A 14,763-nucleotide genomic window follows, 5' to 3' on the forward strand; every position below is an offset into this window, starting at 1 on the left:
TTTAATATACAGAGCCTTACACAAATTTCATTATCCCAGTTAATGCAATCGCTTTCAATAGCAGTTGATAATAAAATTTTATTTTAGTTTTGGTTTAGTTACCGTTAGAGCACAAAAAAAGCAAGAATATAGGAATATTCTTGCCTTAACAAATACTAACTTTAAAAAGTAATTTTTATTTTTCAGTTAAAATTGATTCATAGTCGCCGTACCAATATGCTGCAACTTTATCTTTAATCGGGTCAAAATAATCTGGCTCAACGTTAATGTACTTTCCTGCTTCAGCAAGAATTGGCACAACGTCGGCACGGACGCCAGCCATATGGTGAATATAAGGCCCATAGACATATTTTGCTTCAAAACGGTTTAGATCATTAAATTCAAACCAAGCATAAGTTCCTTGTTCATACGGACCCGCACAAGTTTTAGCATTGCCCAGCAGCATAGAATACTTGCCGTGGTCACCGTCAAAACGAACTAAGGTATAAGTGCCGTCTTTAGCCTGAAAAGCAGCTGAACCGGGATAATCAAATACAAAGTGCGATGGTGGCAAAACCGGACGGTTTTTAGCCGTTTGGAAAGCAAATGTACCCAGATGCTGCAGCAATTCGCCGTTTTCATTTTCAGGGTGGCGGCAGTTAACGTCAGCAAATAACGCTCTTTCATCCCCAAGCGTAGCAGATTCTGCCAAGACTTCTGAAATTGCCCCGTTAATATCAGTCTCGCAAGTTACCGGCAGTCCTTCTGTTTGGAGCAAAGCCTCAGAAGCATACGGCAAAATTCCGATTTCACGCTGCAGCTCCGTCCAGCATTGAATAGTGCCACAGTTGCAACCATATTGTTTCATTTTATCTTGCATAGCCAATTTCAAGGCAGCAACTTTAGTAAAATCATCTTCCTTAATTTTAATATCTGCCCATTTTCTAAAAGTATCTTTAGTCTCTGAAATGCGCGGATCGTTTTTCTTAATTAAATCATTCATATATGAAGTAAGCTCACCTAAAGGGATTGGTGAAAGTTGAATACCGAATTTTTCCAATAATTCGCCTTCATTGACAATAACTGACCAAAAATCAAAGGGACGAGGACCTATCTGCAAAACGCGGGTATTCCTAAAAGTTTTAACAACATTGCATACCTTCACAAAATCAATTACTCCGCGGCTGAATGACGGATCAGCAATATCGCTGTTTCTAATATAGGTAAAAGGAACATTAAAGTGACGCAGAACTTTACCAATAGCAAATAGACCACATTGCGTATCGCGCCTCCTTGAACCGTCGGTAGCCGGTGCCTCGTCTTTTGGCCCCCATAAAAGAACAGGTACGTTGAATTTAGCTGCCAGACGTGCAACTTCATACTCGGTACCAAAATTTTCGTTTGCAATAAACAAACCATCAATAGCCGCCGCTTTAAATTTCTGGGTTATTTTTTCGAGTCCGTCATCATCATAAAGAAGTCCATCATCATTAACTTCTTTAATATCAACGTAGTTAATTCCCAATTCATCTAATTTTTTACGGGTTTTATCTGCAAATTCAATCGCTGCTGTTGCTGAGAAAATGTTTCTTCTAGTTGGTACAAAGCCAATTTTTATTTTTTGTAAACTTTTATTATTAACCATTAAAAAAGAGCCTCCTAATTTTTTATATTTGTATTCGCTTCCAAAGCAAAATATAAACTAAACTAGAAGACCATTCAATACTGTTTTTACTTAATTAGACTAAACTATTTTTATAATGATTCCCTCTTAACCAATTTGGTTGAGATAAAGCACTTTTGGGGCAGCCAATTGTGGTCAGCAGCTTTGTTTTGTAATTGATTAATTGCTTGGCTGACAATCTGCGTTATCGGGACGTGAATCGTTGTTAATTCCGGCGTAACCATCGTGTCTTCAAAAATATCATCAAAGCCCATGATTGCTATATCTTGGGGCACTCTAATTTTTTCTTTGGTAAATTCTTTGACCAAACGCAGGGCCATATAATCATTTTCACAAAAAAGCACTTCAGGAAAAACTTTGCTCAAATGGATAAATTGCGGCAAGGCTCCTCTAAGTTCAGTAGGATTTAAGCTAAAAATAAATTCCGGAGGAATTTCAATGTTTTTCTCTTTTAGGGCTTGGGTAAAGCCTGCCCGTCTTTGCGCAAAATTGGGAATACTATGGTTAGAAGCAACATAGCCTATTTTCCGATAGCCTTTAGCCAAAATATATTTACCTGCTAAATATGCCCCCTGAAAATTATCAATTGAGATAAAATCGGCATTTACATCTTTAAAATACGTATCAATAAAGATCACATTTTTTAGTTTTTGATTTATTAACTTAACTTGCTTTTTATTCAGATCGGTTGCCAGCACAATTGAAGCCTTAGACTGCAGCAATGCTGTATTTTCATTCAGATTATCTTGCAAGTGATTGATATCCAGTTGCACAATTTGGACTTGTCCGCCAAAACCGCCAATATTTTGCGTTAAGTTAGATATTAAGGTATCAAAAAAGGGCAGGCTGGCATAGCTCCGATTCATCATTCCAGCTCGATCGCGAATAATAATCAGACTGATACTGGCTAATTTGCGAACCCCGCCTTTTTTATGTTTGCGTAGCGGCTCATAACCTTGATCTTTAATAACCTTAAAAATCTTTTTTCTGGTTTTTTCGCTTACGCCCGGCTTGCCATTTAGAGCAAAAGAAACAGCGGCTTTAGAAACGCCCGCTATCTTTGCAATATCACTCATTTTTAGGTTCAAAAAATCATCTCTTCAATATTATTGTTTACTAATATAAGCTAAACTAACTAATCAATATAACTAAACTAGTTATAAGCATGATACTCTATCAGTGTAAGCAATTACAAGTAATTATTTTTGATAATGAGGTGTTTTCATGAATATTCTTGAATTAAAAAAGAAGGCTGTTGCACTAAGAAAAAGAACGTGGCAGCTAATCTATAATCACCAAAACGGTCACACCGGTTCTGACTTATCCTGTGCTGATATCTTAGTTGCTTTATACTATGCGGTTATGAACCAAAACGCAGAAAATATTGGTCAAAAAGATGTTGACACGTATATTCAAAGTAAGGGTCATGCTGTTGAAATCTGGTACGAAATTTTAGCTGATAAAGGTTATATAGATCGCGTTGACCTTGAAAAAAGGTACTCTACTTTTAACAGCCCCTATATTGGCCATCCGACTACCGAAGTTAAAGGCATGGAATTTCATACCGGTTCACTGGGTCATGGGCTAGGTTTAGGCGTTGGCGTCGCTCTTGCAGCTAAGATGAAGCAATCACGCAAACACATTTACGTTTTAATGGGTGACGGTGAACAAGCTGAAGGATCAATTTGGGAAGCCGCAATGGCAGCTGGCAATTATAACTTAGACAATCTCACGGCCATTATTGACCACAATGACCTGCAAATTTCCGGCACTACCGATTCAGTGATGCGCTCAAACCCGCTAAGTACCAAATACCGCGCATTCAACTGGGAAGTTTTGGAAGTTAATGGCAATAATATGGGCGATGTGGTTAATATTTTAACCAAACCAAATGACACTAATAAGCCACGCCTGATTATTGCTAATACGGTCAAAGGCAAAGGTATTTCAGCAGCCGAAAACAGAGCGGATTGGCACCATAAAATTCCTACTGCAACTGAATACCAAGCAGGACTACAGGAATTAGATGCACAAATGGAGGCGTTAAATAATGAATAAGTTGGATGAAAAATTAACTGCAAATGCAGTCATTGCAAAAACGCTCGACGAGGCAACTACTAGCGATCCAGATTTAATAGTGGTCACATGCGATTCTCGGGGATCGGCAGGACTAGTTCCTTTCACTAACGCACATCCCGACAGAACCATAGAAATGGGCATAGCTGAGCAAAATGCCGTAACTGTAGCCGCAGGTATGGCTCATGAAGGTAAGCATCCCTATGTCTTTTCTCCAGCTTCATTTCTGGCCATGCGAGCAATTGAACAAGTCAAAGTTGATGTAGCATTTAACCGCAATAACGTTAAACTCATTGGTATTTCTGGCGGTAATTCATACACTTGGCTGGGCAATACGCACCATTCACTTAACGATGTGGCAATTACGCGGGCAATTCCTGACCTAGAAGTCTACCAACCATGTGATAAATACCAAATCAAAGCACTATTCAATTATCTGCTTAAGTCAGATAAACCTGCTTATGTGCGCATTGGTAAACGTAAACTGGACAATGTTTACCATGAAGACTTCCATTTCACTCCCGGCAAGGCCAAAGTAATTCTCCCCGGTAAAGACGTTTGCTTAATCTCTACTGGCGAGACATTATACTTTGCCCTTCAAGCCGCTAAAGAACTGGCTAAAGACGGCATACAAGCTGCTGTGGTTGATCTTGCTTCAATCAAGCCGCTTGATACCGAAACGATTGCCGACTTAGCACAAAAATTTAATTATTTAGTAACTATAGAAGAACATGACGTTATTAACGGCATCGGCGCCGCCGTAGCATGTGAAGTGGCAAAGTACGGCCATGCCAAACTTAAAATTTTGGGCTTTCCAGACGAACCGGCAATTCAAGGAACACAGGACGAAGTCTTTCATTATTATGGACTTGACACTGCCGGCATCAAGAAGTCTGTCAAAAGTTTTTTGTCTAAATAGAAGCCGGTAATTTATGCCTGAAGAATATATTTTAACAATTGATCAGAGTACGCAGAGTACAAAAGTTCTTCTGATTGATCAAAATAACCAGATTTTTTGGAAAACCAGCTTGCCTCATAAACAAATAGTCAGCAAGAACGGATGGATTAGCCACGATTTAAGTGAAATCAAGGCCAATTTGAAAAAGCTCTTTGAAGCTGCCCTTATGCAGGTCAAACCAGACCAACTGACAGCCTTAGCAATCACAAATCAACGTGAATCTGCAGCTGCCTGGTCGAAAAAAACAGGTGCGCCCCTTTGTAACACAATAGTTTGGCAGGACAATCGTGCTGAAAAACTGATCAAATCTATCTCTTATCCAAAATTAGCAGAAACAGTCAAAACAAAAACTGGCCTGGCGCTCTCGCCCTACTTTACCGGAGCTAAATGGGGCTGGATGCTGCTTCATGAGCCCAAAGTAATTCAAGCCCAGGAAAAAGACGATCTCTGCTTAGGGACTATGGACAGTTGGTTAATTTACCAGTTGACTAATAAAAAGAGTTTTAAAACAGAACCTTCAAATGCCTGCCGGACCCAGTTAATGAACATCCATACGGGAAAATGGGATCAAGAGTTAGGAGCTATTTTTGGTATCGCAATTGAAAGCCTGCCTGAAATCGTTGACTCTAATTCCCACTTCGGTAATACGAATTTATTCGGACTACTTAACCACTCTATCCCGATCACGAGTGTTCTGGGTGACTCACAAGCTGCGTTATATGCTCATGGCTGTTTTAATGCAGGAGATTTTAAGGTTACCTTTGGGACAGGTTCTTCCGTGATGCTCAATATTGGCAGCAATCTGCCGCGAAGTATTCAAAATAAGCTTAATACTTCGATTGCCTGGTCTTTAAATGGACAAACTTCCTATGTGCTTGAAGGTAATATTAATTACGCTGGCGCCTGCATTTCTTGGCTAAAGGATAACTTAAAGCTGATTAGTTCACCTAAAGAAACCAGTAATTTAGCATTGGCAGCTAATCCCAACGATCACACCTGTTTAATCCCAGCCTTTGCTGGACTAGGCGCACCCTACTGGCAACCGGATATGAAAGCGGCTTTTGTCGGAATGACGACTATCACTGGTAAAAACGAACTGGTAAAAGCGACCTTAGATTCATTAGTTTACCAAATTAGCGACACTATTAGTGAACTGAAAAAATTATTTCCGCAAATTAACCGGGAACTTAACGTTGATGGCGGGATGATTCAAAATCAATATTTAATGCAATATTTAAGCGATATTACCCAAATGCAAGTTAAACTTGCTGCTGTTTCAGAATTGAGTGCCTTAGGAACAGCTATGAATGCCATGAACCATAATAATAAAATAGCAGCAGTTAAGGTTTATTCACCTAATATGAAGTTTTCACAAGCCCAACTATACCGCAAGGACTGGGAAAATTGGCTTAATATCCTTTCAACAAACCAAAGCGCATTATAAAAAGAGCACATTTTCGCTAATTTAATTAAGACAATTACAAATCTTATTATGAAAACGTTAAGATAGTTGGCACACATGCAATGCAATTGTCGTATACTAAAAAGAGATGGGTTCAGTAAATCATTAGTTTAATTAGTAATTCTGAATCAATATTCTTACTCGGAGTTATTTTAACGATGCGCAATGATATCTTTATTTATGTCTATGACGTTATTTTCATACTTCTTTTTATGAGCGTAGTTTGTAACTGCGCCGTTGTTTATAACTTATCAAAAAAGAAGCTCTTTTTACTGTTGAAATGGCTATTTATCTCTTTTATTTTTGAAAGTACTTTTGAAACAGGTTATGAGTTTGTAACCCGCAGCATTATTGCTGTTGGCAGTCGAAAAATAATCTTAAACTACTGGTATTTGCTGGTGGAATTTACCATTACTTTTGGTGAAAATATTATCACTATCTTCTGTCTTAACGAACTAACTAATATGAATAAAAAGTTACCTGTGATCCCAATAGCCAATATTTTGGCGCTAACTTCTTTAATCCTAGAAGTAATTTTTCTTACTACCCTCAATCCAGCCGATTGGTATATTGCAGGTAAAAGCACTAATCAAATCTGCCAATTCATTATTTTGCTGCTTTTTTGTCTGCCCTGGAAAAAACTGCCCCAGAATCAGCAAATATTTTATATTTGTTCGTTTATCGCGCTGGGATTGTCTTTAATTGAAATTGGTACCTTCTCAAAATGGCAAAGACTTATCGATGTTAAATTCCCGTTTTACGAAAATCACGTCAACTTAATTGAAGACGGTTATTACTTTGTTTTAGCTATTGTTATTTTATTTATTACAAAACACGAACATGAAGAATATACCCACAGGCAAGTAGAAAATTTGGTGCAACAGCGGCTTAGTGAATATACTGTGCAAAAATATGAAAACAAAGATTTATCTTTTCAAAAAGCAGAAGTTCACGAATTCTGTGATCATTATGGCTTGACCAAAAGAGAAGTTGATGTCTTGCTGTTAGTTTTGCAAGGTGAAAGCAACCAAGCAATTGCAGATAAACTATATATTACCGTTGGAACTGTTAAGGCTCACGTCCACAATATTTTAAATAAAATGGAAGTATCCCGCAGAAGCCAACTGATTAATAAATTTTTGAATTACCACTAGATAATCATTTTGCTTTGTAACGCCGCTATAGCGGCTAAATCCAGGCTCATTTTGAAATATGAGCCTGGATTTTTTAATGCCCGTTAAGCTTAAGCTCATAGTCCTTGTAGCCCAAAGATATAGAGAAATATATCTTTAGGTTAATGTGAAAACAGTGTTTTTGCGGATAATGAATTGTAGCGCATGTGTTATTAGTCACATGGGTAAATTTAGTGAAAGAGATGGGAATTATGGAAGCAGATTATGTTTTAACAGGAAAAATTTTTACTGCTGCTCAAAAGCATAAATATGTTGAGGCAGTTGCTGTTAAAGATGGTAAATTTGTTTATGTAGGCTCTAAAGACGGAGCGAAATCTTATATTGGTCCTAAGACCGAATATATTGTTAATAACGACGGACTATTTATCCCGGGAATGACAGATAGCCATATGCACTTTTCATCTGGTGCAACTGAAGGAATGTATAAGATTCAGTTAGCTGGTGGTAAAAGTGTCGATGATTACACGAAGATTATCAAAAAATACGTTGATGAACATCCAGATCGTGATTATTACATGGGTACCGGCTGGGAAAATGCTATTATTGCCGAAAGACCCGACAAATCATGGATTGATGCTGCATGCAGCGATAAGCCGGTATTATTGCAATCAGTTGACGGACACTCTTATATTGTTAACAGTAAAGCTCTTGAAAATGCCGGCATCGGCAAAGGTTATGTTTCCAAAGAAAAAGGTGAATTCGTTCTTGATCCTAAGACCAAAGAGCCAACTGGCTTAGTCCGCGAATGGGCAATGGGCGATATCTTAAAGACAGTTCCGGATTATACGGTGGAAGAAATTAAAAAAGCCGTTTTATGGCTGCAAGATCGTTTATTATCAATGGGTTTGACTTCAATCTACGAACCAATTTTGCGTGATGAAACAAGGGCACAACAGGCTCTGGAAGAATTGGATATCGAAGGAAAATTAAAATTAAAGGTCGTATCAGGCTTTCACATTAGACCTGAGCACGATAGTCCCGACAAATTAGACGATTTTGCTGCTATTCGCGATGCTTACCATGGTAAACATTATAAGTGCAACAACCTGAAGTTTGTCGTTGATGGCGTGGTTGAATCAGCCACGGCTTACTTCTTTGACGACTATGTTCATAAACCGGGATACCGGGGTAACTTCAACTGCACACAAGAGCAATTAAACAACATGATGCGGCGGGCTAAAGAGAAGGGCTTCCAAGTTCACTGCCACGTTATTGGAGATGCCGCAATTGATGCAGCTTTGACTGGAATTGAGTATGCACAAGCCAAAAAGCCTAAAAAAGATTGGCGCCCAACTCTAACTCACCTGCAGGTCATTCGTGAAAGTGACATTGCCAGAATGGCTAAAGACAAAGTCATTGCTGCCTGTGATCCAGCTTGGTTCTTCAAGGACCCAATTTACTTTGACGCTTTGGAAGTTAAGTATTTGGGCTTAGAAAGAGCCTCACGTGAATACAAGTTAAAGTCATTTTGGGATCAAGGCGTTCTGGTATCTGCCGCAACTGATTTCCCAGTGACTAATCCTGATCCAATGGAAACCATCGAAGTTGGCGTTACCAGATGTGCTCCCGGCGATAAGAGTGAAAAGACTGTCTTGGACCCAACTGAAAGAGTTAGTGTCGAACAAATGCTCACCAGTTACACGATTAATGGTGCTTTCCAAAACTTCCGTGAAAAAGAAACGGGTTCAATCGAAGTTGGTAAAGCCGCTGATATGGTTCTACTTGATCAAGACTTATTTACAATTAATCCACATGACATCCACAATACTAAGCCAATCTTCACGATGATTGACGGTAAAATGGTTTACTCGAGAGGTAAGAAGTAGCATGGCAGAAGAAAAAACTAACCGATTAGCACGCGATTTTACCTTTTTCGCCCTTTTCATGTTTGGTGTACCCTCCATTTTGCTGCAATTATGGACAGGTATTTATCAAATCTTTGATACGGCCATCGCGACAAATTTCAATAGTACGGCTACTCTATCTGCTATCAATATTATTTACCCGGTACAGGCGGTAATTGAAGCCATATCATTTTTGATTTCCGGCGGTTCTACTGCCGTATTAGGCAAAATGATGGGTGAAAAACGTGATAAAGAAGCCAACCAGCTGTTTACTTTTATGCTTATTAGCTCAGTTTTAATTACTTTGGTTTGGGTAATTATCGTTACATTAATGGGCAATAACGTCTGGCTCATGCTTGGGGCTGATGCCAAACTGGCTCCTGTATGCGCAACTTATTGGTCAGTACATAAGTACTTTATGATTGTTTATTGTATTCAGCTCGACTTCCAAATGTGGCTATTGGTAGCTGGTAAACCAACTTATTGTATGGTTATCACAATTGCCGGTGGTCTGGTTACTCTAGCAGCCGACTTTCTTTACCAGGCTGTTTGGCACATGGGCACAGCCGGTGCAGCACTTGGCTTTAACACTGGTGTAGCTTTCTCAGCCATCTTGTCACTGGTTGCCGTTATTTCTCACAAAAATTCATTGCACTACGCAGCGCCAAAGGCAACTCCCGGTGAAATTTGGGAATGTTTCAAATTAGGTTTGGCTGACTTTGTCTACAGTGCCGCTACCGCTGTCATGACTGCCGTCTACAATATTCAGGCAATGAAATTTTACGGCGAAAAAGGCGTAGCTGTTGCCGCCATTTACCTCTACGCACAGTTCTTATTCTTAGCACCATTCTTAGGTTACGGTAAAGGCGTTGGTCCTATTTTCAGTTATCTGATTGGTGAAAAGAATTACGTCAAAATTAAAGATATTTTCAAGAAGTACGTCAAAGCCTGCCTCGTTTTATTAATCTTATTCGGAGTTGGATCATGGTTTATGGCTTATCCGGTGCTGCGCATTTACGTATCACCTAACTCACCAGAATTTATCTTGGGTAAGCAAAAATGGCTGCTCTTTGCGACATGCTTTGTTTTTGTGGGTATAAATATTTGTATTCAGGACATGTTAACAGCATTCAATGATACAATGATGCCTTTAGTTATCTCAATTAGCCGGTCATTAGTAATGCCAATTCTTTGTTTAATTGTCTTACCAATGATCTTCGGCGGTAATGGTATTTGGATCGCTTTAACAGTTGCTGAAGCATTTACTGCAATTATATCCGTCTTCTTCTTATTTAAGGCACGTACGAAATATCATTACATGTAAAAATTATTTGTCCAATTTAAGCTTCAAATAAAAAAGTCGCACATAATGTGCGGCTTTTTTGCTTGGTCTAAAACTTTACTGGCTATTTTTGCTATTCCAAATACATGCGCTGCAGTTGGGCTAGGTCTTCAGCACTAAAACCCAGAACTTTGGTAAAAAAGGTGGGGAACCCGCCCCAACCGCCGCGAACAGTTTCTGTAATACCGCGAATGGCAATACCTTCTCCTTTAGTGACATTCATCTTAGAAACCATTTGGGTAATTTCATCATTACTTGGCAGTTGTCTTGAAACAGCAAAATCATAAAGTTCGTTAGTTAATAAATAATCGCGGGCAATCGTATCATCATCAATACCCAGAGCCATTAAAATCAATGCTGAAACCATACCGGTTCTATCTTTTCCGGCACTACAATGATAAACTAAAGCCTCATCTGCCGGCAATTCCAGTAGTTCCGCAAAAACACGCGCAAACATTTCCTGACTATGTGAACTTAATAAAGTTTGCTGGTATATACGCCCAATAAAGTTATTTTGCATATTGGGAATATGATGCAAAAAGCGGTAGACCCGATTATCCTGCCTGTCACTGATGCCGTCAGAATATATTGGTAAATCAACGTATTCCACCTCAGGCCAAGGATTATCAGGCGAGGAAGATTTTTCATATTCAGAGCGCAAATCACAATCGACAGTGACCCGCAACTTGGCTAATTTAACCTGATCTTTTGCCGTTAGCGAACTAAGCGAATCCGAACGATAAATTTTATTCCATTTAACTGTTTTGCCAGCCGCATTTTGATAGCCGCCAACATCCCGAAAATTCATTGGGCCGTCTAATGCAACTATGCGATCGTGTGCCAATCTTCTTACCTCCCTATGTTTTTATTTGTCATGCGCAAATAGTTGAGTAGCTTTAACTGCTTTCTTCCAGCCATGATAGAGATTTTCTCTTTCACTCTGTGACATTTGCGGAGCAAAGGTTTTACCTACAACAAAAATATCCTTTAATTCCTCAACGTTTTGCCAATAACCAACAGCTAGTCCAGCTAAGAAAGCTGCACCCATTGAGGTTGTTTCCAATACTTGAGCACGTTCTATTTTGATTCCTAAAATATCAGATTGAAATTGCAACAAATAATCGTTATTTGATGCACCACCGTCAACGCGTAAAGCAGGAATTGTAATGCCTGAATCTTCTTGCATTGTGTCAACTACATCACGTGTTTGATAGGCCAGCGATTGCAACGTTGCCTTGATAAAATCGTAGTTGTTTGTTCCCCGTGTGATGCCAAAAACGGCGCCACGTGCTTCCGAATCCCAGTATGGTGCGCCCAAGCCGGTAAATGCCGGAACAACATAAACTTCATTTTCAGATTTTGACTGCTTAGCCGCTTTTTCTGAATCTGCAGCTGTCTTGATCATTTTCATGGAGTCACGCAGCCACTGGATCGCACTGCCGGAAACAAAAATAGAGCCCTCTAAGGCATAAGAAATTTTACCATTTAAACCATAAGCAATAGTTGTCAACAGATTATTATCCGATTCTGTCGGTTCATTTCCCGTATTCATCACAATAAATGAACCAGTGCCATAAGTATTCTTTACCATACCCTTCTTCAAGGCCAGCTGACCAAATAAGGCTGCCTGCTGATCTCCAGCAATGCCGGCTATCGGCACTTTGCCCCCGAAAAAAGTATAAGACTTAGTATAACCGTATATTTCAGAATTAGACTTTACTTCCGGTAACATTGCTTGAGGGATATTGAGCAGCTTTAAGATGTCATCATCCCATTTTAGATCATGAATATTAAAAAGCATGGTTCTGGAAGCATTAGTATAATCGGTCACATGGACTTCGCCATTGGTCAAATTCCATAAGAGCCAACTATCAATGGTGCCAAAAAGCAATTCACCTTTTTCGGCCCTTTCTTGTGCTCCTGCAACATGATCTAAAAGCCAGCGAATCTTGGTTGCACTAAAGTACGGATCAATAATCAGCCCTGTTTTCTGATGGATCAGGTCACTAAAACCGTCATTTTTTAATTTTTCAGCCAGCGCGGTAGTTTGACGCGACTGCCAAACAATTGCGTTATAAATAGGCTTGCCGGTTTTTTTATCCCAAATAACTGTGGTTTCACGCTGATTAGTAATACCAATAGCCGCTATCTGCTCTGGTCGCACACCAGAATTAATCATGGCATTAGCAATAGTGCTTTGTACTGCATGCCAAATTTCTTCGGCGTTGTGCTCTACCCAACCAGGCTGGGGAAAATACTGGGGGAATTCTTTTTGTGAAGACGCTATTTTTTGACCCTGATGATCAATGATCATTGCTCTGGTTGAAGTAGTCCCTTCATCAATTGCCATAATATATTTTTTTACCATACGTATCCTCTCCAAAAGAAAGCGATTTAAGTTAATTTTACTACCCAGCAGTGCTTTTACAAGAAATAATTATAACATTATAGTTATTTTAAGTTATACTGGTTACATAGAGCTTTTATTAAAATGAGGATACATAATAATGAGAAAAGAAATTATTGCTTTAACAATTGCCGGCAACGATAGCGATGGCAGTGCTGGTATGACTGCTGACCTACATTCATTTTATGCCCGCCAAGTATATGGTATGGGCCTTTTAACAGCTGCTGTAGCTGGAAACACTACTGGAATTTATGCTCAAGAAGTCATGCCTATTTCTTTTATTCAAAAGCAATTTGACGTTTTAAATGATGATTTTAAAATTAGTGCGCTTAAAACCGGTATGCTGGCTAACAAGGAAGTCATTGCCTGTGTTGCTGCTAATCTGCGCAAATATGATATGGGTAAGATCGTGCTTGATCCGGTGATAATGACCAAACATGGTGACACCCTGCTGGATGACGATGCCTATAATGCCTTTCTCGAGCAGTTAATGCCGCTTGCCGACATTATCACACCTAACTTTTACGAGCAGCAAAAACTGACTGGTTTAAATTTGAATAGCAAAGATGAAATTTATGCAGGCGCTAAAAAGCTGCACAATATGGGTGCCAAAAATGTATTGATGAAAGGCCGCCACGACAACTCCAGCCAGACGCAAGTAACTGACATATTACTTACGGCAGACGGCAAATTCCATGAATTTTCCAAGCCTTTTATCAATACAGACAGAATTAACGGCACTGGTGATACCCTTTCTGCCGTGATTGCTGCTGAACTAGCCAAGGGGCAGACCATTATTGACAGTGTGCAAACTGCTAAGGACTTCACGTACGAAGCTATTGCTCATCCCATTGAAGTTGGCTCAAAATATGGACCAATCAATCATTTTGCAGCGCAGCAAAATCTTAAATAACTATTCTTTGCCCACTTCTAGCTATTAAGATATACTTTAAACAAGATAATAGAGGTTGGTGCATGATGACGAATAAAACAATCAAAGTTGCATACTTATACGAAGACCTGATGAATACTTATGGTGATTCAGGCGATGTTAAAATTATTAGTTTTTTGCTTAAAAAGCAAAACTACCATACACAAGTTGATAATATTTCTCTTGGCGCTAAATTTAATGCCTTTGACTATGACTTTGTCTTTTTTGGCGGCGGACAAGATTTTGAACAGACAGTTGTTGCCAAAGATTTACCGCGTCATAAGGAAACATTAACCAAGTATATTAATGAAGGCAAACCTATGTTAGGTGTCTGTGGCGGCTATCAGCTCGTAGGCACTTATTACAAAACTAATGCCGGCGTCACAATTAAAGGGTTAGATATTCTACCATTTCATACTGTCTTTAAAGCAGATAAACGCATGATTGGCGATACCCGCTATATGAGTGAATGGGGTGAAGTCAAAGCCTTTGAAAATCATTCGGGCCAAACCTATTTTGATGACAAAGACAAGCTGCATCCTCTTGGCGAAATGATTGAAGGCTATGGCAACAATCCCCAAGACCACGTTGAAGGTTTGCGTTACCGCAATTTTATTGGAACATATTCTCATGGCCCAATATTAAAAAACTTAAATGTTGCGAATGCCATAGTCAAAATGATTTTAGAATGGCATAATGAGCGGGTAAATGCTCAGTAACAAATAGCTATCCGCAAACTATTTAAAATCAAATATTTAATGTGTGAGTATTGGACTTGTATAGGCCAATACTTTTATTATGTATTTAGAAATGCGGATTATTTTTTAACTAACTTAATTTTTATATTTAAATCATGAATGTAATAACAATTTTATTATTCTAACAGT

12 protein-coding genes are annotated in these 14,763 nt (G+C 39.0%); 8 read left to right on the forward strand and 4 right to left on the reverse strand.

Going from position 1 to position 14,763, the window contains the following annotated elements; all coding sequences use genetic code 11:
- Nucleotides 1-175: 175 nt before the first annotated feature.
- Together DLD54_RS08170 and DLD54_RS08175 are read right to left on the reverse strand one after the other, a co-directional pair.
- Nucleotides 176-1,624, reverse strand: a complete 1,449-nt coding sequence (locus DLD54_RS08170) for an L-fucose/L-arabinose isomerase family protein (protein WP_109918889.1) — start codon at nt 1,622-1,624, stop codon at nt 176-178.
- Nucleotides 1,625-1,734: 110 nt separating this feature from the next.
- A complete protein-coding gene (locus DLD54_RS08175) occupies nt 1,735-2,751 on the reverse strand; it encodes a LacI family DNA-binding transcriptional regulator (RefSeq protein ID WP_038524550.1) in 1,017 nt (338 codons plus the stop codon).
- A gap of 136 nt (nt 2,752-2,887) precedes the next feature.
- On the opposite strand from DLD54_RS08175, the gene DLD54_RS08180 reads away from it, so the two are divergent.
- From DLD54_RS08180 to DLD54_RS08205, 6 genes are all read left to right on the forward strand, one after another.
- Nucleotides 2,888-3,721, forward strand: coding sequence for a transketolase (locus tag DLD54_RS08180; protein WP_109918890.1), 834 nt, complete (start codon nt 2,888-2,890; stop codon nt 3,719-3,721).
- Nucleotides 3,714-4,658, forward strand: coding sequence for a transketolase family protein (locus DLD54_RS08185; RefSeq protein WP_109918891.1), 945 nt, complete (start codon nt 3,714-3,716; stop codon nt 4,656-4,658). The genes DLD54_RS08180 and DLD54_RS08185 overlap by 8 nt, the downstream gene beginning before the upstream one ends.
- Before the next feature lie 13 nt (nt 4,659-4,671).
- Complete coding sequence (locus DLD54_RS08190; protein ID WP_109918892.1) at nt 4,672-6,141, forward strand: FGGY-family carbohydrate kinase; 1,470 nt, start codon at nt 4,672-4,674, stop codon at nt 6,139-6,141.
- A 176-nt stretch (nt 6,142-6,317) separates the two neighbouring features.
- The gene (locus DLD54_RS08195) at nt 6,318-7,313 is read left to right on the forward strand and encodes a response regulator transcription factor (RefSeq protein WP_109918893.1); all 996 of its coding nucleotides are present in this window, start codon (nt 6,318-6,320) and stop codon (nt 7,311-7,313) included.
- 230 nt (nt 7,314-7,543) lie between these two features.
- Nucleotides 7,544-9,178 carry an amidohydrolase gene (locus tag DLD54_RS08200; RefSeq protein WP_158593339.1) on the forward strand — a complete coding sequence of 545 codons (1,635 nt, stop codon included), beginning with the start codon at nt 7,544-7,546 and terminating at the stop codon, nt 9,176-9,178.
- Between the two features lies 1 nt (nt 9,179).
- Nucleotides 9,180-10,520, forward strand: coding sequence for an MATE family efflux transporter (locus DLD54_RS08205; protein ID WP_109918895.1), 1,341 nt, complete (start codon nt 9,180-9,182; stop codon nt 10,518-10,520).
- Between the two features lie 91 nt (nt 10,521-10,611).
- Here the strand turns inward: DLD54_RS08205 and DLD54_RS08210 are convergent, their stop codons facing one another.
- Both DLD54_RS08210 and glpK read right to left on the reverse strand, forming a co-directional pair.
- Nucleotides 10,612-11,382: a tyrosine-protein phosphatase gene (locus tag DLD54_RS08210; RefSeq protein ID WP_038524568.1), complete on the reverse strand. Its 771-nt coding sequence runs from the start codon at nt 11,380-11,382 to the stop codon at nt 10,612-10,614.
- 21 nt (nt 11,383-11,403) lie between these two features.
- Nucleotides 11,404-12,906 (reverse strand): glycerol kinase GlpK, encoded by a 1,503-nt coding sequence (gene glpK / locus DLD54_RS08215; RefSeq protein ID WP_109918896.1) that lies wholly within the window; start codon nt 12,904-12,906, stop codon nt 11,404-11,406.
- 139 nt (nt 12,907-13,045) lie between these two features.
- Between glpK and thiD the strand changes: the two genes are divergently transcribed.
- Together thiD and DLD54_RS08225 are read left to right on the forward strand one after the other, a co-directional pair.
- The gene (gene thiD, locus DLD54_RS08220; protein WP_233335807.1) at nt 13,046-13,858 is read left to right on the forward strand and encodes a bifunctional hydroxymethylpyrimidine kinase/phosphomethylpyrimidine kinase; all 813 of its coding nucleotides are present in this window, start codon (nt 13,046-13,048) and stop codon (nt 13,856-13,858) included.
- A 65-nt stretch (nt 13,859-13,923) separates the two neighbouring features.
- The gene (locus DLD54_RS08225) at nt 13,924-14,595 is read left to right on the forward strand and encodes a type 1 glutamine amidotransferase (protein WP_109919027.1); all 672 of its coding nucleotides are present in this window, start codon (nt 13,924-13,926) and stop codon (nt 14,593-14,595) included.
- Nucleotides 14,596-14,763 lie beyond the last annotated feature (168 nt).

The sequence above is a fragment of the Lactobacillus helsingborgensis genome, from assembly GCF_003173695.1.
Classification (GTDB): Bacteria; Bacillota; Bacilli; order Lactobacillales; family Lactobacillaceae; genus Lactobacillus; species Lactobacillus helsingborgensis.